The organism is Sphingobacterium anhuiense (assembly GCF_042686355.1).
Classification (GTDB): domain Bacteria; phylum Bacteroidota; class Bacteroidia; order Sphingobacteriales; family Sphingobacteriaceae; genus Sphingobacterium; species Sphingobacterium anhuiense.
On sequence record NZ_JBHUPE010000004.1, the window covers coordinates 1005122 to 1029105 of the forward strand.

Sequence of the window (23984 nt, forward strand, 5' to 3'; positions counted from 1 at the left end):
CTGGTGCAATTTATTTTAATTGTATATCTCTTTCGTATCTACCAACAAACTTTCGAATAAGACACCAGTATTATATGCTGCTCATTCCCATATGTTTTATAGTTTGAACTGCTATATACTCCGCGGGTCTGGCTTAAGGGGCATCTTGGCACAGCGGATCACTTCCAGTGACGGACAGCCAAACTCCTGCACGACCTTCCCTTCGATGAGGTAAATGCCGGCTCCTCTTAAAGGATATTGTGCCAACGTGGGCGGAAAATGCACGGTGTCGAAAAACTTGCCTTCGATATCCAGGAAGGTCCCGAATTTCATCAGTTCACCACGCTTTGTCTTCACAAACTTTTCGGCCACAAAATCGCCTACCATACGAACGGTCCGACCGACATGATCCATCAGTTCACGACTCTGCACATCGCCTCGAAAATCACTCCGGGCAAGATCAAACAGGGTACCGCTGACACAAAAACCAATAAGTTCCATCTCATCATAATAGTCCTCCAGGATATGGCTATCCAAAGGTGGCAAAACGGGTTTACGGCTATTGGATTCAAACAGTTCGGCACTTGGACTCGCTTTTGTGTGCTTGTTCAGCAAAAGATGTGCTTCCCAAAGGAGTTCTTTCTTACTGCTACCAAAACTGCGAAATGCACCGATACGGATAAGAATGATCAACTGCTCGAGCCCAGTACCTGTTCGTCTGATAAACTGCTCAAGGTTCTGGTACAGCCCATTACGCGTCCGCTCTTCTATTAACCGTTCAACTTGTTTGGATTCTACGTGCTGCATGCAGTCAAAACCGAGATAGATATCGCGACCATGGATACTGGTCTGATATTCCGACCGGTTGATACAGGGCAGACAGATGGTAGCGCCTGCAACACGGGCTTCGTTGACATAGACTTTGCGGTTATAGAAACCGCCATAATTGTTGAGCACGCTGACCATAAATTCGAGTGGAAAGTAGGTCTTAAGGTAGAGACTCTGATAGCTCTCGACAGCAAAGGAGGCAGAATGGGCTTTGTTGAACGAGTATCCTGCGAAACTCTCCATCTGACGCCAGATCTCCCGGCTCACTTTTTCGTCATAACCCTTCGCTCTGCAGTTGTCAAAATACTTCCCCTCGATCTCAATAAGATGATCTTTACTTCGATATTTACCGGACATCATGCGACGGAGGACATCGGCGTCGGCCATATCCAGCCCGCCATAGGCATTGGCGATCTTCATCACGTCTTCCTGATAGACCATGACACCATAGGTTTCTTCCAGCTGCTCTTTGAATACGGGATGCGGATATACCACCTGACTGGGGTCATGGTGCCGCTGGATAAAGGCGGCCATCATCCCGCTGCTCGATACGCCTGGCCGGATGATCGAGGATGCGGCAACAAGCGTAAGGTAATCGTCACAATGCAGTTTGGTAAGCAGCTGCCGCATGGCCGGGCTCTCGATGTAAAAACAGCCGATGGTATTGGCAGAGCGAAGCTGCTGGGCGATATGCGGATCTTCGAAAAAGCGTTTTGGCTGACGGGTATCAATCGTGATGCCCTGATTGGCATGTACGATCTCCCGGCAGTCTTTAATATGCCCGATACCACGCTGGGAAAGGATATCGAATTTTTCAAATCCGATTTCTTCGGCAACATACATATCAAACTGCATGGTCGGCAGTCCTTTTGGCGGATAGTCGAGCGCGCAATAGCTGACCAATGGCTGTTCGGAAATAAGCACTCCCGAGGCGTGGATGGTCCGCTGATTGGGAAAATCGGCCATACGGTTGTAGACGCTCAAGATGGTATTGGTCACTTCATTTTTATTGAGCATATGCTCGGGTTCGTGCACTAGACGGTCAATTTCGGATTTGGGAAGACCATAGACTTTGCCGAGCTCACGCAGGATGCTCCGCGACCGAAAGGTGCTCATGGCTCCCATCAGGGCAGTATAGCCGTGCTGATAGCGGTTGAAAATATAGTCGTACATATCGTCACGGTCCCGCCAACTAAAGTCAACATCAAAGTCGGGCGGACTTTTACGCTTGGGATTTAGGAAACGTTCGAAAGGCAGTTTGAGGGCAATGGGATCGACATCAGTAATACCCAAACAGTAAGCAACTGCGGAATTGGCTCCGGAACCGCGACCTACGTAATGGTAGTCACGATGACGGGCATAACGGCAGATATCGTCGGTGATGAGAAAGTAACTGGAAAAATTGAGCTGTTCAATGATCTCGAGTTCGCGTGCAATGCGTTCCCGGGCTACGGGGTCGTTCTTGGCATAGCGGTGTTCAAATCCGTCTCCGGTATATTTGAGTAGCAGCTGTTTATCGTTGTACCGATTTCCGGTGAAGGTGGCCTTGTTCTTAACGCTCTGGAAATCCATCTGAAAGCGGCATTGTGCCAACAGCCGATGGGTGTTGTTCAAGAGCTGTGGTAGATCGGCATAGATTTTCATCAGCCGTGCTTTGGGTACAAAGACTTCATCGACAGGTGCTACTTGTTCGTTCGAGAGCTGTGAGATGAGCAGATTGTGATCAATAGCTCGGAGCTGCCGATGAAAGGTATGATCTGCTGTGCGGAATGTTACGGGTGCCAATATAACGGCTTTGGAAAGCAACTGCTTATCCATCAGGATGGCCTTGCTCCGCTCCGACGGACGGATACCGATGTATTCGTAGTCTTTCAGCGCAAAACTGCCCATGCGCTCTAACGGATAAATGACAAATACTTCCTTGAACTCTGGTGCCTGCAGAGGAACTTTTGCGTTCTCGAAATTGAGCTGTGTACGGTAGGCATTGATCTCGCTAAAGCCCCGCTCGTTCTGTGCAATGGCGATAAAACAGCAGGTGTCATCCTGACGGAATTCCATGCCGGCCAATATGTTGAGTCCTGTCTGCTGGCCTTTGCGGATAAAGTCTATGGAACCGGTACTGTTGTTGATATCGGTGAGCACGGCAGTATCGTAGCCATTGGCAAGCATGCCTTCCATCAGTTCGTCGAGACTGAGCGTACCATGGCGTAAGCTGTAATAGCTGTGTAAATTAAGGAGCATGATCACCTCCTTTCCTTGATGGTGGTTCTGGAGCACAGATACCTTTCATCAGGTACTGGCTACCGTAACGCATGCGGATCTTGTCCATGGCCTGCAAGAGATTGACTTCGTCACTGCTGTCATTGAACAGATCGGTCTGATAGGCGCCGTAGATGAGGTTGGAAAATTTGATCCCGATGAGGCGGATAAGCATACGCCGGCTGTACAGCTTTTTAAAAAGTGCCATTACTTTTTCGGTAATGAGCTTATCCGAGTTGGTGAAGGCTACCTTGACCTGCTGGGTATGGGTATCGAAATTGCTGTAACGGATTTTGAGTGTGATACTACTGGTGAGTTTTTGGTCTTTACGAAGCTCAAATGCAAGGGTATCGACCATACCGATCAGTGTTCGGCGCAGCAGATCCATATCAATGGTATCCTGCTGAAAGGTTGTTTCCTTGCTCATGGATTTCTGCTCCCGAAATGGCAGCACAAGGGAGTCATCGAGCCCGTTTGCTTTACGCCAGATGGTGACTCCATTCTCCCCCATCACATGTTTCATGGTGAAGGCTTCCATCTGTTGCAGAGTGCCGATCTTGCTGATACCCATATTGCGGAGCAACGTGTAGGACTTCTCGCCTACCATCGGAATTTTCCGTATGGAAAGCGGTGCCAAAAAGCCTTTTTCGGTACCGCTGTTGACAAACAGTTCACCGGATGGTTTGGCCTGACCCGTAGCGATCTTGCTGACGGTTTTATTGACGGACAGTCCAAAGCTGATGGGTAATCCTGTTTCTTTTATAATGCGTTGCCGCAATTCCTGCGTCCACTGCCAGCAACCAAAGAAGCGATCCATACCGGTCACGTCGAGGTAATGTTCATCGATACTGGCTTTTTCAACCACAGGTGTCACTTCTTCGATAATCTCGGTGACCATAGAGGAATAATGACTGTACATGTCATGATCGCCCCTGACAATAATGGCTTCGGGACACATACGCAAGGCCAGCCGCATGGGCATGGCACTGTGTACGCCATACTTACGGGCTTCGTACGAGCAGGATGCGACCACACCCCGGTCGGAAGTCCCACCGATAAGCACAGGTTTATCCACCAGCCCTACGTTGAGCAAACGCTCTACGGACACAAAAAATGTGTCAAGATCACAATGCACTATATTCCGTTCCATTTCCTAAAAAATCATCTCTAACCCGTCTGTTGTTTATACTTTAAAGGTATAAATACTCGATCAAATATACTAATATATTTAGCTAAAATAAGTGTAAAAGTTACACATTTTGATAAACAACTGACTTACAAGACTAAAATATTTAGTTAAAAATAATGTAAGGATTGATGTTATAAAGGAAAGATTGAGGATTTAGTGACTAACGATAAAGCAAAAGAAGTTTATAAAACTGCCTATTCCTCCGGAAATACTATGTTATTTCCAAATTTTCACCAGTAATTTCATAAGCTGGAATATTAAAAAGCAAACTAATGGCATGAGGTTGAAAATAGACACCAAAAATTCCGACTCTTTGATTGGAAGACAGTTGATAGAAGGAATTTGTTTGTGATTGAAACCCACTCACAAACAACTTGTCTTGTTCGCCATTTTCCATGATCATCATTCCTGGGATATACTGAAAAGCCAATTTAGGGTATATGGATGCCACAGATGAATGGTAATACAAGGATGTTTTCGTGAAATCTCCTTCAAAATTCCAAAAAAATTGAACGAGATGTTTAATACTGGATTTAGGATAGATTTTTATGTATTCCATTACCGTAATTTAAAAGACAAAATATACAAAAATACCATGGGACAATCAAACTTCACGGCACTTGAAAATTACTTCTTTTGAGCAAAATGTTATAAAGTACTTTGCTCAGGATCGGTTTTTTAATTCGATTTCTCTGACTAGTACTAAAACTAAAGCGAAATGCTTTAAACATCGTGGCACTCAAACCGCTGCAGTATAAAGTCATGGTAGTCTTATTCCTGAAAAGTTACTACGAGTGAGTTTGAAATGGATGGTAAAGGATAAAGGATTTATTGGTCTACAAAATGACCTGAATCACCATTTATGAGAAGTACTTCTAAAATGCTTGCACTAATCAGATTTACCAAATCATTCTCTCCCTGCTCTGGTACAAATTTTTTTTCGATAATATATCCTAATTGACCTTCTTGCTCGTTATATCCGATAATGTACACTACTGGATGCTGCAAATTAAAAATTTCTAAATTTGAAGCGGGCTCGGAAACAAGTGAAACATTATATATTGAATCTTTGTAACGTTCCAAATTTAAGTTTTCAAGACTGGCTTCTTCATTACAATCAAATGAAGCAATAATTCCCTTAACGGAATATATCTTGTCTTCCAATTCGTAGTGAAATTCAAATGTTTTATTAACTTCTGCCATATTTAGATTTTTTTCGCTAGACTTACTCTCTCAAATTTTAAGCCATAACGGCTACAATTACGATTATACCACAAATAAGAATATGAAGATCTTAACCTAAAAATAACAATCCAATTTCCACCTCCTTACAATTTAAAATTTTACCCAAAATATTATACATAAATCCGTTTATATATAAATAATCAGGTTATAAATCCATTCAAAAGCAGAGCTTACTGTAAAGACATGCCATAATTTAAAACATTCTTTAAAACGGAAAGTAAAGTCCAGAACTTTATTTAGTTTAATCATGCTGAAATGAATGAAGAATCACGATTTGGAACAATGTGAAACGACTCGTGTATGGCATGCAATGGCTGGCAGGTAAGGGGTAGCAGAAGATTTAAGAACGCCGCAAATAAAGCATCCGACAGCAAGCGGCGAATAGAAATAAATGAGGCTTCAACCTAAGCAATAAGTCCGGTGTTCACGGCGTATTTAATTAGAGAGGCTGTGTTTTTAAGTGATGTCTTATCAAGTAAACGTTGTCTATGCCCCTCTACAGTACGTTTACTCAGAAATAGTTTATTTGCAATTTCGACATTGCTATATCCTTCTCCGATTAGACGTAAAATTTCAATTTCTCTTTCTGTCAGTCCACTTTCTATTACAATTTGCTTTGGCTCTTGATAGGTAGCTGGATATTTCTGAAGATTTGAAAGAATCGATAATGTCATCTCAGCACATACAAACTGTAACCCTTTCATGATTTGCCTAATGCAAAAAAACAGTTCGTCAAAATCTACATTTTTCGTCAAATACCCATTAGCTCCTAAATTGAAAGCTTTCATAATATTTGAAACATCATCTTCCATACTAAGAATAATGATTTTTATACTTGGATACAAATCCTTTACTCGAGCGACCAGTTCAAAGCCATCCATACCTGGCATCTGCAAATCTGTAATAAGAAGATCTGGTAGGTTTCCTGCTTCTAAAATTTTTAATACAGCCTCTCCATCCTTAGCTTCTCCAACAACCATCATATCCTGTTGTGATTCTATCAATAATTTCAGTCCGGTCAGAACAACATCGTGATCATCCGCTAAAATAATGTTTATCATCTTGGTATTTTTTAGTAAAAAATATAAGAATTGCCAAACCGAAGAGTTAACTCATCACCGAATAACAGCGTATAGCACTCTTATTTGTAATAATAATATTACAAACGAAATGACATAATGTTTGTTTCAAGCTGATAATTACTAATAATGTATCATGGACAGCATTAGCAAAATAGTCAACAGAGTCCCTCTATAATTGCGTTAGACGAGGTACTTACGGTGATTAGCTCATTCTATTTGAAAGTCAAATATAAATAATACCCAATAGTAATTATATACATAAAGCTAGATTCATAAATTATACAAATAGGTCTGATCATGAGGATCACCATAGTAATTGGAATTTTTATTAGCTTGACCACTCTCTTATTTTAAAACGGAGAAGAGTAAAAGAAAAACAAAAAGTAATTATTGCAAAGACCACTATTTGAAAAAATTAAAAAAAGATATGAACTTTACTGGCTTCCAGAGACGGCCAGGCCCCCTCCTGTACCACTTTCCCTTCGATGAGGTAAAGGTCGAGGCCTCTTAAAAGATCTTGAACCAACGGTGTGGAAAATATTCGGCCACAAAATCACCGATCATACTTACGATCTTACCAACAGGCACCATGTCCAGATTTAACATGTGGTGCTTATTTACCTGTTTCCAGATGCCCGGCATCCACAGGCTTGGATTCAGGAGAACCTTTTTGACGGAGAAAAATAGTTAAAATTACAATTGATGCAACAGATAGAAATTCACTTTGCCAATTTTGAAATGTTTCAAACCAAAAAAGAGGTTCTTTTATAAAATCACTTAAAGTTTTTACAGGCTCATTTTTAAGGAGCTGCTCTTGATTATAATCAATAAAACTGCCGTATAAATGTCCTGCCCAACTGATCAGAAATAACAAAATAAAAGAAATGGCCAGAGAATTTTGGTAAATCGACAATCGCCAGCCTCCGCGTTTTACAGCGTACGGAGCGTCGGGCTTTGTAGGGTCCGGGTCTCGGTCCACTTCTTCTGGTTTTTCGATATCTTTTGACTCGGCAGAACCAATCTGCCTGAGCGAAATAGTAAGTATAACATATAAGGCCATCTGTAGAAATTCACTTTGGAAATTTTCAAAAGTTGCCGAAAAAAAATGCCCACTAGTTAAATAACGGGTCAATGCAATGGCCGGTGCTCCCAACTCTGCTAATTCCTGGTTATGCTCCTGCCATCCAAAATAAACTTTTGCCCCTATTGCAATAACAAATAGCGCTATAAATACAATAGACAAACTGTTGCGATACAGAAAGGTTTTTTGATTTTTGTTTTGTAAACTTTCCATTTTACTCCTTTTGTTAACGGTGATAAGTAGATTATCTGAATTTTTAACCAAAGAATCCATTATCTCGTATAAAAGTTCATTAATTATAATTTTAAAGTGTTTTCTATGTAAAAAGCTGGTTTTTAAAGATGCGAAGTATTAATTTTGTGTGTTACACCAACTATGTGTTAAATGCGTATTTAATGAAAACAAACACCTATTTTCATTTCTCATTAAAATGCTGTAAAAAAGATAAAACAATTCAGAAAGCCACTTTGTAGTAGAAATGACATGCTTTTCTTGAAGTAAAACCATAACCGTATTTTACACACATGGTGCTATTTTTTTCCCTTCACGATTATCGACCATAAACTATTGTAGCTTAATAGGCGTTATTTTAATATCAATTAAGTGATGTATTAATAAGGTAAATTATATGGAAAATGCAAATTTAAATGTCTTGTTCCAGGAAAAAAGACAACAATTGAACCACTTTGCCAGTCAGTTTACATCCGATTACGATGAAAAGGAAGATTTGGTTCAGGAAACCTTTATTCGCGCGTTAAAATCAATTCATAAATTTATCAATGATCCTAAATTAATGACCTGGCTCTATGTTATTATGAAAAATATTTACATTAATCAATACCGCCGCGAAAAGCGAAAAAATGTTATCTACGATGAGTATGTTCATACTGATTATTTCGATAGTGTAGCCATCAATCAAACAGAAAACAAGACGATACAGGATGATATAAACAGGGCTATCGAATGTTTATCGCAGGAAAATGCAGATATATTTCGATTATATCTGGAAGGCTACAAATATCAGGAAATAGCGGAAACTTATGATCTTCCTGAAGGAACGGTTAAATCGCGGATCCATGTCATTAGAAAAACGTTAAAACAAAAATTGAAAATGTATCAGATTAATTGACGTCATTTTTCAAAAAGCCAGTAAATAATGACTACATACTATAAATAATAAGTTTCACTAAACAATTTAATCATGAAAAGAATGACATTCATTTTTGGTGCTCTAACAGGTATAATTTTAGCATCAGCTTGTGGTAATAGTACAAATAAAGATCAAAATAATATGGATAGTCTGCCTTCGGATACAGGCTTGCATCAGGATACCAGCATGCAAGATACAAGCAACATCGTTGAGTATCTAGATTCAAACTCGGCACAATCATCAAATGGTGTTCTCCCAACAACTCGATAGGTAAACTTCAAACCTTTTATTAAGATAGAGGCGTTATTATTTTCTTAAATATAGCTTATTACGTAGTTATATATTTTAATCTCCAAGACGATGGTACAACCATTAGTGCTCGGAGATTTTTTTTAACCAGATCTTTAATGATCAAGATATCATCTTAATGGAAATATAATAAAGTATTTAACCTTTCAAATAAAAAAGCTGATTCAAAAGAACCAGCTTTTTTATTTGAAACGTCTGTCAAACTTTTATTGAACAGCTTCTACATTAGCTTCATCCATCGCGATTTCAGTCAGTAAAACATCCGTTTCTTTCTCTTCGGCAAGTGTAGCTGCCAAAAGTTCTTCTGCCTCTGTATGCTCCATCAATTTAGCGTAAGTAACCAAACAACCGTAACTTGCAATTTCATAATGCTCAACTTTCTGAGCCGCAGAAATTAAAGCTGCGTCTAATACCTCAGGACTGTCTTGGAACTCTTCCATAATTTCGTCGGCCTCTTCTAAAAGACCTTCCATTGCCTTACATTTTTTTCCTCTCGCGGTCACATCTAAGCTGGAAAATACGGATTTTAACCGTTCTATCTGGCCTTCGGTCTGCTTATAGTGGGTTTTAAAAGCTTCCTTTAGCGTATCGCTATGGGCACACTCTGATAATTTTTTGAGTCCTTTCAGCAATTGTCGTTCAGCACCTAGGATATCTTTTAATTCGTCAACAAATAACTCATGTAAATGTGCATTTGGCATTTCATCCGATTTGTTTTTTCTAGCCATAATCGTATAGTTTAATTTTACATTTAGATACGGTAATAACCGCTTGAATCGAATAATAGTTCACAAAAAGATTAATATTGGGTATAAAATTCAAATTGCAGGTAAAAACTACAGCTTGCTATAAGTTATGTTTTTAAATCGGATCGGATATTATCAGACATCGGTCAATATAAAATATCCTGCTGATTATTGAATCACTTATTTACAACTTCTCTAAATTTCCGTTGGTTCCAGCGTCTGGTGAACACCTTTCCGTTCTCAAACTTGTAAAAATAGGTATCTCTTGTTCTTTCATAAGGCCTGATTATCGTGAAACACTCCCCTTCGGGGAGCTCAATAATCTCATGAATAGTGTCTGCAGGAACGAAATGTGAACTTCCTTCTTGCCTATGATGTATTGAAAAAGTGTAAGTTCCATCTTCGTGAATTTCATAAATCTTTTCCACATAACTGCCTTTTAAAATATGCGTGGTAAAACTAAATGGATGGTCATGTATATGTTCGTTTTCATCTTTTTCACTGAAATGGTGTATGACAGCATCGAATGGCAAACCTTTTAAATGATGTTTCATAAAAACAGCATTCATCTTTTCACGTTTGATTTTAATATTAATCATGCTAATAAATTTTTCAGGACATCAATCAGACCTTATTGATAGAATTGTAATTTCCGGTAATCGCATCTTTTAATGTAAAGAGAGTCCGAGAATAAATTTTAATTTTCTTTTACTTTACCGTATATAAAAATAATGAAAAAAGAGGTTAAAACTGTGAGTTTTTTGTTTTTATTTTATAATTTAAGATCGCTGCAATAACGTAATATCTAATAAGTTGTATACTTTAAAATTTCTTATTGAAGTGCTGTATAAAATTACAAAATGGCATTAGAATTGTAATAAATTAGCATTGTAATGTTTGTATCTCCCAGGTGTTAATGACGGTACAAGATTCTTTTAAGTAACTGAGTAAACCTTTATATATAAACCATTTGTAAGTTATCACTGCACCTGGAATAATAACTATAATATGAACAATTTCTCACCAAATACTAAGGACATTTTCTTCTCACAATTAGAGGTGATGCCATCCATAAAAAGCTCTATCGTAATCCCTGTCAAAAACGAGGAAAATTACATTTTAAAAACATTGAATTCCTTTGTACGACAAGTTGATATTTTAGGGAAACCACTGCCTGTAGATCAATTTGAAATCTTGCTCTTGGCTAATAATTGTTCTGATAATTCAGTTGCCTATATTAAAGATTTCCGAAACAAACATCCAAATCTAAACATTTATCTGGAAGAGGTGACATTACCGCCCGCCCAAGCAAATATTGGCTATGTACGTAGAAAACTTATGGAATGCGCCTATTTCAGGTTAGCTAAAAATGGTGGTGGTATCATCCTTACTACCGATAGTGATACAATAGTAGCTCAGGATTGGATTGCTCAAACCTGTTGGGAAATTGAAAATGGTGCAGAGTGTGTGGGTGGAAGAATTTTACTTGTTGATGATGAGTTAGAGGGTCTTGATGAATATACTCGTTTACTCCATTTTAAAGACGAAAAATATCACCTTTTGATTGCAGAGCTGGAAGCTAGAATTCTAAATCCATCTTTTGACCCCTCACCGAGACATCATCAACATTTCAATGGTAGTTTTGCTATTACTACAGATTGCTATTTAAGATCGGGAGGAGTCCCTATTGTAAATTACCTGGAGGACTGCGCTTTTTTTGAACGTCTAGAAAGTGTTGATGCTAAAATCCGACATAGTTATAAAGTGAAAGTTTATACGTCTGCAAGATGCATAGGCAGAACAGAAATAGGTCTATCCTACCAATTGAATGAATGGAAAAATTTGGGAAAGCAAGTGGACGAATATTTTGTGGAATCTTGTCCGTCTATAATCAATAGGCTCACAATGAAGAGAAACCTAAGGACCATGTGGGAACTAAAACACTGTCCCGAATTCGATTTCTACCAGGAGATCAGAAAAATAGTTCCGGAAATGTCCTTAACTGAGGAAGTGTATAAAACTTTTAATAATACGAGATATTTTGGAGAATGGTTTGAAAAAATAATTATATTAAAACAAGTCAATTGTCAAGAGGAATTTCCTGCGGTACATATTGATAAAGCAATTACAGACTTAATGATCAAACTTAAAGAATATGCTTATCATAATTTCCCCCAAACATCAATTCTATAGTTTTCTGTCCTATTGGAGAATATATGTTCCATTTTATGTTGCATCAATCGTTGAAAAGTGTCATGTACTTTATCTCCTGTTTGTGGATAATCGTGAACTTCAGGAAGCCAATGTACTAGAACTACATGACCGTCACACGGTAGTTTGGAATATAAACATTCTATAGCAGATTGCCAATCTGTTTCTGTTAAATAATAAGCTACTTCTGAAACTACGATCAAATTAAATTGATGTTCAGGCAATTCCTTTGGAAAACTTGCTTTTTTAAAAGTAATATTACTTATTTTATTACAGCGTCTAGCGGCGATATCTAACGCCTTTTGCGAAATATCAATAGCCAATAAATTAGTACTATGTCGGGCTAGAAGCATGGTGAGAACTCCAATAGAACAACCAACTTCTAAAACACTTTCATAATGTTTATTCGGCAAAGCTGTTATCGTAGACACATATTTTTCGGCTTCATATGCGCTGGTTTCAAAATCCCAGGGATCTTCGTTGCTCTCATAAATAGCATTGAAATAGTCAGATGTTAATGATTTTTTTTGATTCATTATTTGGATATAAAAAAAGTCTCATAGGGTACATTAAATTGACTAAGCATTTCATTAGCCAGACGAAATCCTTCCGGATCGTCACTAATCAAATCAGTAATTTGAGAACGATGTTGTGCAATAGCTTCTTGTTTCTGAACTAGTACAGTGCTTATATCTAAACAAAAAGGCATCGACTCGTTACTGGTAGGATTATCTGCTAATTCTCCTAATTCTTGAAGCCAAATCGGATATTCATAAATTTTAATACCTGGAGTTGTTGCAGCGTTTAATATTTGAAAAGCAGCTTTGTGGTCAGGATGTGGATCTCGACGCCAAGGAACAAAAATAGTTTGAGGCTGTAGCAAATCCAGCTTAGTAGATATATTTTCTACCGCTTCCTCAAATGCTTCATCATTTTTAGTAGGTACATTTCTATCTGGATATCGGCAGAAAAAAATATTTTCTTTAGATACGCCAAGAATTCCAGCGGCATTGATCAGTTCTTGCTCACGTAGATCTCGCAATTTAGCCGCTGGATATTCTTTACTATTTGGATGTGACAAAGTCCCATCGCTTAACAAGACGATATAAACGATCTGCCCATATTTCCGTAAAAGTGAAATAACACCTCCACAACCCAAACTCTCATCATCTGCGTGCGGAGCAACAATAAGAGTTGTTCCAAAGCCTACGACACAATGTTCTGGCGACATGGGAATATGATCAAAATTGAAGTGCAACATAATTTTTTGTTTTATAATAACTTAAATTTCAGATTTTGCTAGAAGAATTATGGGACTTTAAAAGAAATTTACCTACATCTGCCAAAACGGCATCGGGTGCGGGTTGCCTTAGATAGGTACTGAGATCACGAATAATCCTTCCGAAATGATGTGGTTTATTAAGCCCCCTTGCACCCACGCATTTTTGACAAAGATTCATTACTTCGGTACAGATTTGCTCAATAGCAGTGCGCATCATATTACAGTAAATAATAAAATATTCCCCCTCTTTTACAGAAGGCTTTTGCATATAATGATCCATTTTTGTTGCCACGCCATTAAGCCATAGATTTCCGGATTCTACTTCAATTGCCATCTGACCTAAGCGCATATTTTGAAAAGGGTCTTCTACCCTTTTTAAGGCTTTAAGATATTTTCTTGTTTCATCTAAAAGTTGTTCAGCCGCCCCCAGCTGAACTGCGGCAAAGCGTACTGACCCACTGCTAAAACTAGGCTGTAAATAATAGTCTCCTGCTGATCCCAATAGATTTATTTTTGTAATATGAGCTTTGACAAATGTCATTTTAAAACTCCTGCTTGCTTTCATTCCCATTGGATTCCACCAGCTGGGATCACTTATTACATTTACTTTATCTAAAGGAACAACACACATCTGCCAAGATCCATCTTTTTTAGCGGCTGTCACAATTGGTCGGGTTACATAATCACTACCTGTAGCAAAAGTTTTGGAACCATTCAAATGATAACTTCCATTTTTCTTTTTTGATAAGAACGTACCTAACTCTGATTGGGTATTCCAGACACCGAAGAGTTTACCTTTAAACGCTTCAGCTGCAAAAAGCTTTTTTTGTTTTTCTGTGCCAAATTGACTGATTAAGAGCTGTGCATTGAAATGGCCTTCTAATACTCTTCCTATTACTAAATTACCTTTTCCAATATATTTAAGAATTTCCAGTAATGCCAAGTTAGTCCCTGGTAGTAAACCTATATTATGGCCACCATATTTCACAGGCAAACATGCTGTTAGCAGTTCATTATCTTTTATTTTTACCAAAGTTTGTTCCGCAAAAGAACTAACTGAGTCGGTTTCTGCAGCTTCAGAAAGTGATGATTTTCCTATAATTTTAGCAGACATCACCAATTTTGCTACTTTAGATTTATTCATTATTTCGAAAATTTATCCAGCACTTTACTCATCCATGTAAATAACTTATGTTTTTAGCTTAATTGGTTTATCAACCTACATTTAAACCACTATTCCGATCATAAAATTTATCAGTTATGCTCTGAACCGCCTTAATATGCTTCATAAATTTTGAAATAGCGATGATACTATCTATGTTGGGTACTCTTTCCAAAGAATTTGTGTTAAAAATATCATAGAGTCCACTATGGTGCCATTCATCTAAATCATCCCAATCTGGTCGGTCGACTACTGGATAAATACAGCATCCAAGAAGTGGAATCTCTGCTTCCAGTAGAGATATACATTCCTTTGTAATTGAATGAATCCACTTGGCACGGTCTTCTTTAGGATGACTAGTTTCAGAAATAATGACAGGTCGACCATAGCGTTTAAAAACGCTTTGAATTAAAGAATGTAGTGTGCGATAATAGGGATGAGCTGGCTCCTCTGCCCAAGGTAAAAACTCGTGTGTCTCATTGAACCACTGGTTGTTATAATAATAATTAACGCCAATAATATCTAGGTATTCAGGTTTACCTCTTAGCTCCGGACACATGGCTCCAGTGAGAATATCATGGACCTGAAACTGTTCAAGATGCTTTTTTTGAGCTTCCGCAAGTGACAAAATATTCGCAGGATTGGAGGTTACGATGCTTATTAAAGGTTCCGTGACCAATATTCTTATGGATGGATCAACTTCTTTCATCATTTCTATTCCTTCTATGTAGGCTTTCATAAGCGAATATTTAACCTCCCACCCCTGCCCGACACAGTAAGGAGACGTTCCCCTGACATCACCTCCTAGCCAAGAAAGAAAACTCACTTCATTTATTGGAGTCACTATTAATGGTCCATGGGGAACCAAACTCCGGTATTTAGTAACAAATGCACGGCATAAATGGCTAAATCTTCTAGCGAACATGGGATGAAGTGGAGTCAGATCATCAGGAAAACCAAAATGACAGATGTCCCAAATTACTTGAATATTTTTACGTTGCGATACTTCGACAATTTGCTCTACAACTGACCAATCGTATTGGTAGTGCTGCGTTTCAACATGACTCCATCTAATTCCTTCACGAACTGTTTGAATACCAAGTCCGTTTAGCTGATCGAAGTCTTCTTCTAAATAGCGATCATGTCCTGAAGCATGGAAAAGATCTACTCTATTGCCAAATGCATTAAGGTGATCGGCACATTCAAACCCACCCATCAGAAAACTTTTAAAAGGATTCTGATGGGGGCCTGAAAAATCATTAATTAACATATATTTCCTGATTTTTAATTTTCCGATATAGTGCAAGCGACTGTGCTACTACTTGATCCATATTATAATACTTATAGGTCGCTAAACGACCTGTGAAATATACATTAGGATGTTCTTCTGAAAGTTTTTTATATTGATTATAGACATCCTGATTCTGCTTTCTCGGAATTGGATAATATGGGTCTCCGTCGGCAGTAGGATATTCGTATACAATTGTAGTTTTCGAATTCTTTTGTCCAGTCAGATATTTAAACTCCGTAATGCGTGTATAAAGATTAGAAGTTGGATAATTGATTGTTCCAGTTTCCTGATATATTTCCTGATTAAAAGTTTCAAATTTAAAATCAATGGAACGATATGGCAGTTTACCATAACAAAAATTAAAATATGAATCTATAGGACCTGTATAAATCATTGTTCTAAAGGGTATAACATCAATAATATCTTTATAATCTGTTTGAAGCATGATGCTAATATTTTTATGCGATAGCATTTTTTTGAACATTTCCGTATAACCGTTTTTAGGCATTGCTTGAAAGTTATCCGTAAAATAGCGATCATCTTTATTCGTTCGGGTTGGCACTCGGGCCGTCACTGAAGCATCAAGTTCAGATGGATCTAGATCCCACTGTTTTTTTGTGTATCCTTTAAAAAATTTCTCATATAATTCTTTTCCAACGGCATTCAAAACAACATCTTCGGAAGTAAGAATAGGATTTCTTTTTTCAGCTTTTGATGCTAAAAAAGAAGTAACTTCATCTGATGTCAGATTTTTACCGTATAGCTCATTAATAGTGGTCAAGTTAATGGGAATTGGAACCAATAAACCATCTACACTGCCTAATACTCTGTGCTCATAAGGTCGCCATTCAGTAAACCTGCTTAGATACCGAAAAACATCCTCAGAATTAGTGTGGAAAATATGAGGTCCATATTTATGAATTAGGATACCATCTTCGTTGTAATAATCATAGGCATTCCCTGCAATATGATTCCGTTTATCCACAATTAATATTTTTTTTCCTTCTGCTGCAAGACGCTCTGCTAAAACTGCGCCGGCAAATCCGCAACCTACTATTAAAAAATCATACATGATCGATCTCCTTTTGTACTGTTATAATGTGGTTATTCCTCATTTTTGCTTTATTAATAAGTGCATTCATTTTATTAAAGGTGTGATCCCAAGAATCATTCTCTAAAAAATGATCAACCATTTTCAACCAGTGATCTTTTTCAGTGCTAGCAAATATTCTTTCGGCCACTGAAATAAAATCATGGGAGTTATCTATAATCTGAACTAACCCCGCACTGCCATATGGGTGCACCACATCTTTTATTGCAGTGGATATTACGGGCTTTCCAGCAGCTAAATATTCAGGTGTTTTGGTCGGACTTATAAATTCTGTGGATTCATTTAAAGCAAATAATATAAGAGCGATATCCCAATGGGCAATGTAAGATGGTAATTCAGCATAATTTTTTGGACCTAAGTAATGAATATTGGAAGCTTTCGGTAAATCATCTGGATTGATCTTTACAACAGGCCCTATAATTACAAATTGCCAATCTGGACGTTGGGCCGAAACTGTACGTAGCAATTCAATGTCAAACCTTTCGTCTACAACGCCGAAAAATCCTAGTCTCGGAAAGCCAATGGATTGTTGGTCTTCAGGATCATTCTGAACACTTCTTGCCTGTACAAAATGTTCTTTATCAATACTGCTTGGCATCGCATGAATATTATGATGTCTGTTTTTCTTTGCCTGGTACAGTGTATGTCCTCCTGTAAAAACTACATCTGCTTTACTGAACAACTCATTTTCCAGCTCTAATAGTTGAGGAGGAGCAAATCGGAAGGCGGATAGCTCATCCATCGAATCATAAATAATAATTTCCGGTGTAAGATTCCGGGTAAACTGAAGGGCCATTGGGGTATAATACCAGCAGCTATAATGTTTAATTTTATATTCTTCTAAAAGTTGATTGATTAGAATTTGGATTCTATAATTAGTAGTTGGATCATGACTGGTAATCATGAGCTCTACAATACAAACATTATCTTGGACATTAATGCTGTACATATCGCTATGTCCGATTCTGGGTTCTTCAAAATAAAATACCCGATAAGTGTTAGCAAATCTGGACAAAAGATGTTGGGGCCGCTGGTAAACAAAATTCCAGGACAAATGACTAAAACATAGTAAATTATGCATATTAATTGTGATTTAATTGTTAATGATTTTATTAATCCAATTAATACAATATTTCTAAAAACGAAATACTATTATTAACTGGATGCAGTCCATTATATTGATATTTACATAAATAAATACCAAATTAATTTGTACTTAAATGAATTGCCGGGATAAATAGCCAGCGTACTAGGTTGCGTAATTGTTGGTTATAGAACTGCTTCAAAAAATAATAACCATAATTGATCCTCCTTTTACAATGAAATAATAACGTGTTTTGCAGATCTTTATCTACAAGAGGTTTAGCTATGAACTACTGAATGTCATATGATCTACCTGTCATGTTACTCCGGAGCTGATTTTTTTTGTTCAATCATCTGTTATGATTTAATGTTTGTTGATGGTTTTGCAAGAGCTGCTTTAGCTGCTCTACAACATTTTGCTATAAGTACAAACGATGATTGAAAAAAGTTCAACCATAATTATCGAAATTTTTAGTTTAAATAATTACAATTATGTATTCACAGATCGGATGATTTAAATATTATTACTTTCGAAGTGGCTGGATTTGATTTACTGTTTTAAACGAATCAGATATGAGTTGCTATGAAAAAAAAATTATGATCACTTCTATAATTTCTAAAATCAGTCTGGATATTTTTGTCAAAAAAAATGTAAAATCAGCTTTTAATTGTATCATGTATTAGTTTTTAGCATTTTTACTGTAACAGTTTTGCGAATTCCTGATTCCACCAATAGGGGTATATAAATCGCGAAAACCAGTATTTAACCTGACAACTTTCAAGCATTTCCACATGTTTATTAATAGAATAAAAAGAATTTAATTGGATGGCAAAACCGCAACTTAAAGCGCTTTTATACAATGATCATCATGATTGTATTGAAGGTTAGAAACGTCCAATTTGCAAATAAAATCTAATGCTATGAAGAACGAAGAGAACAAAATCAGTAGACGTAAAGTAATCGGAGGTATCGGAGCTGGAATTGCCACATTAGCAGTTACACCCTTAATAGGAAATGCGGGTGCGCCCGCAAATCAAAAATTAGGATACGATATGGAAGATCCAAGAGTAAAGTTTCCCAAACCTCCCTTTAAAGAACAATCTCAGCCATGGCCAGGACTTGCCAGTCAAATGAATCCAAGACCAGACCATGGCGAAACTTCCTATCGCGGCTCAGGCAGACTAAAAGGACGTAAAGCACTAATCACAGGTGGCGATTCAGGAATGGGAAGAGCTGCTGCAATTGCTTATGCTCGGGAAGGTGCAGATGTAGCCATTAATTATTTACCTGCTGAAGAAGCTGACGCCAAAGAAGTGATTGCGCTAATTAAAAAAGAAGGCCGTAAAGCATTGGCAATACCAGGTGATCTCCGGGATGAAAATTTTTGTAAAAAATTGATCACCGAGGCCGTAGCTGGACTCGGAGGGCTCGATATTCTTGTCAACAATGCAGGTAGACAACAAACTAGACCATCCATTCTTGATATCAGCTCGGATGATTTTGACGCTACAATGAAAACTAATGTTTATGCTCCTTTCTGGCTTACTAAAGCGGCTCTACCACATTTGAAGGCAGGATCTTCTATTATTGCTACCACTTCAGTTCAAGCTACAGACCCTTCTCCAGATTTATTCGATTACGCACAAACAAAAGCTGCAAATACAAGTTTTGTACGCTCTTTAGCAAAACAGCTTGGATCTAAAGGAATCCGTGTGAATGGTGTTGCTCCAGGGCCCATATGGACTGCCTTACAGGTAAGTGGCGGGGCAACAATGGAAAAACTTGTCAATTTCGGTGGCGACACACCTCTTGAACGACCTGGTCAACCTGCAGAATTGGCTTCCATATATGTACAGCTTGCAGCCAATGACGCCAGTTATGCCACAGGGCAAATTTATGGATCTGCCGGTGGTGGAGGTCAACCATAATGCAGGATTCTGCTCGTATATATGGGTAGAAAAAGATAGTGACATTAAAAAATAAAATTAGGTTAATAAACCTCTAAATAATTAATATATGAGAGCAGCAGTATTCCATAAACCAGGTGATATTCGAGTCGACAATGTCCCTGATCCAAAAATCCTTGATCCCAGAGATGTTATTCTTAAGGTCACATCAACGGCCATATGCGGTTCGGATTTACATATTCTGAGCGGTGCGGTGCCTCAAAAAGAGCCCCTCATAATGGGACATGAATTCATGGGGATTGTCGAGGAAGTTGGATCTGCAATTACAAACCTTAAACGTGGTGACCGTGTTGTTGTACCTTTTCCAATTTCATGTGGACAATGTTTCTTTTGTCAGCATGAGGCTTCTCCAGCATGTGAAAACTCAAATTTTAAACACTACGGTCCCAATGGCGATATGCTGGATCAGAAAGGTGGGGCACTGTTTGGCTACACCGATCTGTATGGCGGTTATTCCGGAGGTCAGGCAGAATATGTGCGTGTTCCTTACGCTGATATTAGTCCACGTAAAGTTCCAGATCATCTCAGCGATGAGCAAGCTCTTTTCCTAACGGATATTTTTCCTACAGGTTGGTCATCAATTGACTGGGCCGCGCTTAAAGGTGGAGAAACAGTTGCTATTTTCGGATCTGGACCTGTTGGACTAATGGCGCAAAAAGCAGCCTGGCTTAACGGTGCTGCACGAGTTATTGCTATCGATCCGTTAAATTATAGGCTTCAAAAAGCCAAAGCTGTTAATAACGTTGAAATACTTAATCCTAATGAAGTCGATGTTATAGAAGCAATACGGGCAATGACTGAAGGAAGGGGTGCAGATGTATGTGTAGATGCTGTAGGATTTGAACCAGAACGTACCATTATGGATAAAGTTAAAGCTACCGTCAATTTTGAAATGGGTTCGATGAAAGTACTAGATCTCTGCTTTGAGGCAGTAAGAAGAATGGGAACCGTATCGATAATGGGCGTGTATGGTTCGACTTATGATAACTTCCCGCTCCACCGGATCTTTGATAAGGGTATTACCATAAAGCAAGGTCAAGCTCCTGTATTAAATTATATTGATAAGCTAATTGACTTGGTTCAGGATGGTAAAGTTGTACTTGATGATATTATTACCCATACCTTATCATTGGATGATGCAACTCATGGTTATAAAATTTTTGATAAAAAAGAAGAAGATTGTGTAAAAGTTATTTTAAAACCGTAATTATGCATTATTGATAACGGACAATAAGGTAACGAGGGATATCTCCTTATTGTTTAAAAACTAATTGTACGGATTTGCTAAAAAATGCAAAAACCATCTAGTGTTCTCCAATTTTCTGTGTGAAGCCCTAAGGTATAAAGCATATAAAGCCATTCTTGATAGGATGACTTTATATGTTTTTTATACGATATATTTGATTTATTTCAGTTTTTCAATCTCGTGAATGGTAAAAAGTTTGCATTTTGCAAACTTATAAATATTGACGGAACAGATTGGAAAGAAAATAATTGTCTAATATTTGATGATTTACAAGATATAGAAAACAGATTCGTTGATTTTTATGAAAACCTTTCTAAATCTTCTTTAGCAGGAGTAATAATATTGCTAAGGGAAGGTTATTATTACAAATGGAAAGATAAAACGCCTTTTGATGCATATGAATCAAATGTATATCATATTTCAGCACCAAAATACTCTGACGTTCTACTTAAAAGAATTAACTATACTCTAAAGCATTTAAACATCATTGAAGGAAAATCAAAAGCTCCAATTTCCTTAGGATACCTAGAAATATCCAATCAATCTGTAATTGAATTTCTATCCGGCTTAAAGGAGTCCATATTTTCAGAACATAATACAGAACTAATTGACTACTTAAATTATACAAAATACCCAAACATTAGGGAGGGTTTAAGAGTCTTTTAAGCAATTCTTAACTTCTGGTCACACGGATGTATCAACCTATGTATTGCGGGAGCAATTTAAAGATGAAAAAAGAATAAATAGGCAAGTAATTCCAATTCACGAATTTGTAAAGTCATTAGGTTTACAAAACAAACTTTATTTCAATTCTGAGTATAGCATTATTAAAAACCTCTCTATTCAACCACGTGAATCAAAAGACCATTTTTTACTTATTTCTATATTTCAATATTATAGTAGAATATTAATAAAAGAAGGTGCTAATAATAAATTTTCTCCCTATAAGGACTGCATTAATACTTTTGTAAATTTAGGTTACAGAAACATATCTATTAATGACGGTGTTGAAAAACTGATTAAGACCAATCTTTGAGAAACAGATAATATTATTAGTGACATTGACACATTGATTATCAATGAGAACGATAATATTGCAATTTCATCGAAGGGATATTACTATTTAAATAACCTAATTAAAACCTTTACGTATTTAGATTTATGTCTACAAGACACTCCAGTTTATGATAAGATTTCTTTTTCTTCAATAAAATCACTATTTCCTATTTTCGATAATAAGGGATATAGAGACCTTAAAAGTAGAAAAGAGACTGTATTAGAATTTTTAAACTATTTAGAAAAATTTGAACAAAAATTAGCACAGAATGTTAAACTACAATTTCCCGATATTTTAGAGAGTATTAAAATTGGTGTTCAGCCGGGAATTGATAGAATTGAATATTTTTTACAAAAAAACAACTAAAAAAATGAACTCTTACTAAAAACAGTTCATTTGAGTAAGTAGAGAATTGTTCGAAATACTAATTTTAGTAAGGAGGAAAACCGATAAAAAATCAATGTTAACCGAATCGCAAAACACCTTTGGCACGGGTTCTATACTAATGGATAATGTGGCCGTATAAATATTTGTAGTCGACGCTGAAACTAAAGCAGAGGTGAATAAAGAGAGTAAAAAATAAATTTTAATGATATATTTACAAGTGTTAGCCATAAATTTAATTCCTAAAGCCTTACAAGATGAAATACCTATTTTTAATTTTATTTAATTTATCAATTAATACGCTATTTAGTCAAAATTATGATAAGACTAAATTATATATAATAGGTACAGTACATGAAAGTTCGAATATTCTAAATCCTGAAATGCTTTTCGAACTTTTAGATGAAATAAAACCTGATATTCTACTACAAGAAAACGATAGTGAACAAATAGCGGCATATTTTGAAGACGTTAAACCAAATTCAAATGAACAAAATGCATCCATAAAATATTTGGAAAAATATCCCAAGACATTAAATCTACCATTTGAATTCGAAGGAAGAAATGCTTATAGAATATCAAATGGAATGACCCCGACAGACAATTTAACGATTAAGCTTATCGATAGTCTACACAACAAAAATTTATTGAATTTGGAAAACACCAAAATTTATAAAGAATACTTAGATGCAAATAAATCGTTGATAGCATTTTCTAAAAAAGGATTTAAGGCTTTAAATTCTATTGAATTTGATTCAATAAATAGGTACCGTCAGAACATCCAACACCATTCGTTAACTAAAATTACTGACTCTGAAACTATTTTCTCAAAACGTTTCGTTACAAAACCCGATGGACAAAAGATTTCATTTCGAGAAGGTTATAAACTTTGGTGTAATTTCTGGGATTTAAGAAATAATTCAATGGCAATAAATATAATAAGAACAGCTTACCAGCATAAAGGAAAGAAAATAGTAATATTAACTGGGGTCCAACATAAATATTATATTAAAGAATTACTTGAAAAGTATCACGACGGGAATTACGAAATTGTCGACTATTTTAGAAGAAACTAGGACTCAAAGAAAGTACATTCAAATTTTACATCTACAAAAAAGGGATTCTCTCGTGCAGGACAAATGGAACCTATGTGGATCTATAAAATTAATGAGCATTCAGAGAATGTTAAAATTATGAAAAATATGTTCGTAGAAATTGTTCTTGTTGACGGAGAAACCAAAGCACAGCTGAGTAAACATAATAAGCGGTAAAAACATTATAATAAAAAGCTATTAATAAGTAGTTGGCTATCCTGGTTTGG

The 23984-nt window shown here is 36.9% G+C and carries 21 protein-coding genes; 7 read left to right on the plus strand and 14 right to left on the minus strand.

What is annotated here, in order from left to right:
- Window positions 1–111: 111 nt before the first annotated feature.
- The 6 genes from ACFS6I_RS09945 to ACFS6I_RS09970 all read right to left on the minus strand — a co-directional run bounded on the left by ACFS6I_RS09945 (window position 112) and on the right by ACFS6I_RS09970 (window position 7876).
- A complete protein-coding gene (locus ACFS6I_RS09945; RefSeq protein WP_380920085.1) occupies window positions 112–3048 on the minus strand; it encodes a DNA polymerase III subunit alpha in 2937 nt (978 codons plus the stop codon).
- Window positions 3038–4216: a DNA polymerase IV gene (dinB, locus tag ACFS6I_RS09950; protein WP_380920086.1), complete on the minus strand. Its 1179-nt coding sequence runs from the start codon at window positions 4214–4216 to the stop codon at window positions 3038–3040. Before dinB ends, ACFS6I_RS09945 begins: the two co-directional genes overlap by 11 nt.
- 250 nt (window positions 4217–4466) lie before the next feature.
- Entirely contained in the window at window positions 4467–4814 is a 348-nt protein-coding gene (locus ACFS6I_RS09955) for a DUF6597 domain-containing transcriptional factor (protein ID WP_380920088.1), read from the minus strand.
- A gap of 269 nt (window positions 4815–5083) precedes the next feature.
- Window positions 5084–5458 (minus strand): hypothetical protein, encoded by a 375-nt coding sequence (locus tag ACFS6I_RS09960; protein ID WP_380920090.1) that lies wholly within the window; start codon window positions 5456–5458, stop codon window positions 5084–5086.
- Window positions 5459–5904: 446 nt separating this feature from the next.
- Window positions 5905–6561 (minus strand): response regulator, encoded by a 657-nt coding sequence (locus ACFS6I_RS09965; RefSeq protein WP_380920092.1) that lies wholly within the window; start codon window positions 6559–6561, stop codon window positions 5905–5907.
- 634 nt (window positions 6562–7195) lie between these two features.
- Window positions 7196–7876: a DUF6766 family protein gene (locus ACFS6I_RS09970; RefSeq protein ID WP_380920093.1), complete on the minus strand. Its 681-nt coding sequence runs from the start codon at window positions 7874–7876 to the stop codon at window positions 7196–7198.
- Between the two features lie 415 nt (window positions 7877–8291).
- Between ACFS6I_RS09970 and ACFS6I_RS09975 the strand changes: the two genes are divergently transcribed.
- Together ACFS6I_RS09975 and ACFS6I_RS09980 are read left to right on the plus strand one after the other, a co-directional pair.
- A complete protein-coding gene (locus tag ACFS6I_RS09975; RefSeq protein ID WP_380920095.1) occupies window positions 8292–8792 on the plus strand; it encodes an RNA polymerase sigma factor in 501 nt (166 codons plus the stop codon).
- A 72-nt stretch (window positions 8793–8864) separates the two neighbouring features.
- Window positions 8865–9083 (plus strand): hypothetical protein, encoded by a 219-nt coding sequence (locus ACFS6I_RS09980; protein WP_208697633.1) that lies wholly within the window; start codon window positions 8865–8867, stop codon window positions 9081–9083.
- 245 nt (window positions 9084–9328) lie between these two features.
- Here the strand turns inward: ACFS6I_RS09980 and ACFS6I_RS09985 are convergent, their stop codons facing one another.
- Window positions 9329–9850: a YciE/YciF ferroxidase family protein gene (locus ACFS6I_RS09985; RefSeq protein WP_380920097.1), complete on the minus strand. Its 522-nt coding sequence runs from the start codon at window positions 9848–9850 to the stop codon at window positions 9329–9331.
- 194 nt (window positions 9851–10044) lie between these two features.
- Window positions 10045–10467 (minus strand): hypothetical protein, encoded by a 423-nt coding sequence (locus ACFS6I_RS09990; protein WP_208697623.1) that lies wholly within the window; start codon window positions 10465–10467, stop codon window positions 10045–10047.
- A gap of 409 nt (window positions 10468–10876) precedes the next feature.
- Here ACFS6I_RS09990 and ACFS6I_RS09995 point away from each other — a divergent pair, with 409 nt between their 5' ends.
- On the plus strand, window positions 10877–12061 hold the full coding sequence (locus ACFS6I_RS09995) for a glycosyltransferase (RefSeq protein WP_380920100.1): 1185 nt from the start codon (window positions 10877–10879) through the stop codon (window positions 12059–12061).
- On the opposite strand, the gene ACFS6I_RS10000 is transcribed toward ACFS6I_RS09995, so the two are convergent.
- The 6 genes from ACFS6I_RS10000 to ACFS6I_RS10025 form a co-directional block, all read right to left on the minus strand.
- Window positions 12031–12615 carry a class I SAM-dependent DNA methyltransferase gene (locus tag ACFS6I_RS10000; RefSeq protein ID WP_380920102.1) on the minus strand — a complete coding sequence of 195 codons (585 nt, stop codon included), beginning with the start codon at window positions 12613–12615 and terminating at the stop codon, window positions 12031–12033. The genes ACFS6I_RS09995 and ACFS6I_RS10000 overlap by 31 nt on opposite strands.
- Window positions 12615–13340 (minus strand): PIG-L deacetylase family protein, encoded by a 726-nt coding sequence (locus ACFS6I_RS10005; protein WP_380920104.1) that lies wholly within the window; start codon window positions 13338–13340, stop codon window positions 12615–12617. Before ACFS6I_RS10005 ends, ACFS6I_RS10000 begins: the two co-directional genes overlap by 1 nt.
- Window positions 13341–13368: 28 nt before the next feature.
- Window positions 13369–14505, minus strand: a complete 1137-nt coding sequence (locus tag ACFS6I_RS10010) for an acyl-CoA dehydrogenase family protein (protein ID WP_380920106.1) — start codon at window positions 14503–14505, stop codon at window positions 13369–13371.
- Between the two features lie 70 nt (window positions 14506–14575).
- The gene (locus tag ACFS6I_RS10015) at window positions 14576–15793 is read right to left on the minus strand and encodes an amine oxidase (RefSeq protein WP_380920108.1); all 1218 of its coding nucleotides are present in this window, start codon (window positions 15791–15793) and stop codon (window positions 14576–14578) included.
- Window positions 15783–16886: a UDP-galactopyranose mutase gene (glf, locus tag ACFS6I_RS10020; protein WP_380920110.1), complete on the minus strand. Its 1104-nt coding sequence runs from the start codon at window positions 16884–16886 to the stop codon at window positions 15783–15785. The genes ACFS6I_RS10015 and glf overlap by 11 nt, the downstream gene beginning before the upstream one ends.
- Window positions 16879–18006 carry a glycosyltransferase gene (locus tag ACFS6I_RS10025; protein ID WP_380920112.1) on the minus strand — a complete coding sequence of 376 codons (1128 nt, stop codon included), beginning with the start codon at window positions 18004–18006 and terminating at the stop codon, window positions 16879–16881. Before ACFS6I_RS10025 ends, glf begins: the two co-directional genes overlap by 8 nt.
- Before the next feature lie 923 nt (window positions 18007–18929).
- On the opposite strand from ACFS6I_RS10025, the gene ACFS6I_RS10030 reads away from it, so the two are divergent.
- From ACFS6I_RS10030 to ACFS6I_RS10045, 4 genes are all read left to right on the plus strand, one after another.
- Window positions 18930–19937 carry an SDR family oxidoreductase gene (locus tag ACFS6I_RS10030; RefSeq protein WP_380920114.1) on the plus strand — a complete coding sequence of 336 codons (1008 nt, stop codon included), beginning with the start codon at window positions 18930–18932 and terminating at the stop codon, window positions 19935–19937.
- 88 nt (window positions 19938–20025) lie between these two features.
- Window positions 20026–21183, plus strand: a complete 1158-nt coding sequence (locus ACFS6I_RS10035) for a zinc-dependent alcohol dehydrogenase (protein ID WP_380920116.1) — start codon at window positions 20026–20028, stop codon at window positions 21181–21183.
- A 219-nt stretch (window positions 21184–21402) separates the two neighbouring features.
- Entirely contained in the window at window positions 21403–21888 is a 486-nt protein-coding gene (locus ACFS6I_RS10040; RefSeq protein WP_380920118.1) for a hypothetical protein, read from the plus strand.
- Window positions 21889–22920: 1032 nt separating this feature from the next.
- Window positions 22921–23739, plus strand: coding sequence for a hypothetical protein (locus ACFS6I_RS10045; protein ID WP_380920120.1), 819 nt, complete (start codon window positions 22921–22923; stop codon window positions 23737–23739).
- The last annotated feature ends 245 nt before the right edge of the window (window positions 23740–23984 follow it).

Excerpts from the sequence above, each read along its gene's own strand:
- ACFS6I_RS09945 (WP_380920085.1), bottom strand. The coding sequence starts at position 3,048 with ATGCTCCTTAATTTACACAGCTATTACAGCTTACGCCATGGTACGCTC.
- ACFS6I_RS10010 (WP_380920106.1), bottom strand. The coding sequence starts at position 14,505 with ATGAATAAATCTAAAGTAGCAAAATTGGTGATGTCTGCTAAAATTATA.
- ACFS6I_RS09970 (WP_380920093.1), bottom strand. The coding sequence starts at position 7,876 with ATGGAAAGTTTACAAAACAAAAATCAAAAAACCTTTCTGTATCGCAAC.
- ACFS6I_RS10025 (WP_380920112.1), bottom strand. The coding sequence starts at position 18,006 with ATGCATAATTTACTATGTTTTAGTCATTTGTCCTGGAATTTTGTTTAC.
- ACFS6I_RS10015 (WP_380920108.1), bottom strand. The coding sequence starts at position 15,793 with ATGTTAATTAATGATTTTTCAGGCCCCCATCAGAATCCTTTTAAAAGT.
- ACFS6I_RS09995 (WP_380920100.1), top strand. The coding sequence starts at position 10,877 with ATGAACAATTTCTCACCAAATACTAAGGACATTTTCTTCTCACAATTA.
- ACFS6I_RS10030 (WP_380920114.1), top strand. The coding sequence starts at position 18,930 with ATGAAGAACGAAGAGAACAAAATCAGTAGACGTAAAGTAATCGGAGGT.
- ACFS6I_RS09955 (WP_380920088.1), bottom strand. The coding sequence starts at position 4,814 with ATGGAATACATAAAAATCTATCCTAAATCCAGTATTAAACATCTCGTT.
- ACFS6I_RS09980 (WP_208697633.1), top strand. The coding sequence starts at position 8,865 with ATGAAAAGAATGACATTCATTTTTGGTGCTCTAACAGGTATAATTTTA.
- ACFS6I_RS09965 (WP_380920092.1), bottom strand. The coding sequence starts at position 6,561 with ATGATAAACATTATTTTAGCGGATGATCACGATGTTGTTCTGACCGGA.
- glf (WP_380920110.1), bottom strand. The coding sequence starts at position 16,886 with ATGTATGATTTTTTAATAGTAGGTTGCGGATTTGCCGGCGCAGTTTTA.
- ACFS6I_RS09960 (WP_380920090.1), bottom strand. The coding sequence starts at position 5,458 with ATGGCAGAAGTTAATAAAACATTTGAATTTCACTACGAATTGGAAGAC.
- ACFS6I_RS09990 (WP_208697623.1), bottom strand. The coding sequence starts at position 10,467 with ATGATTAATATTAAAATCAAACGTGAAAAGATGAATGCTGTTTTTATG.
- ACFS6I_RS09975 (WP_380920095.1), top strand. The coding sequence starts at position 8,292 with ATGGAAAATGCAAATTTAAATGTCTTGTTCCAGGAAAAAAGACAACAA.
- ACFS6I_RS10045 (WP_380920120.1), top strand. The coding sequence starts at position 22,921 with ATGAAATACCTATTTTTAATTTTATTTAATTTATCAATTAATACGCTA.
- ACFS6I_RS10035 (WP_380920116.1), top strand. The coding sequence starts at position 20,026 with ATGAGAGCAGCAGTATTCCATAAACCAGGTGATATTCGAGTCGACAAT.
- ACFS6I_RS09985 (WP_380920097.1), bottom strand. The coding sequence starts at position 9,850 with ATGGCTAGAAAAAACAAATCGGATGAAATGCCAAATGCACATTTACAT.
- ACFS6I_RS10000 (WP_380920102.1), bottom strand. The coding sequence starts at position 12,615 with ATGAATCAAAAAAAATCATTAACATCTGACTATTTCAATGCTATTTAT.
- ACFS6I_RS10005 (WP_380920104.1), bottom strand. The coding sequence starts at position 13,340 with ATGTTGCACTTCAATTTTGATCATATTCCCATGTCGCCAGAACATTGT.
- dinB (WP_380920086.1), bottom strand. The coding sequence starts at position 4,216 with ATGGAACGGAATATAGTGCATTGTGATCTTGACACATTTTTTGTGTCC.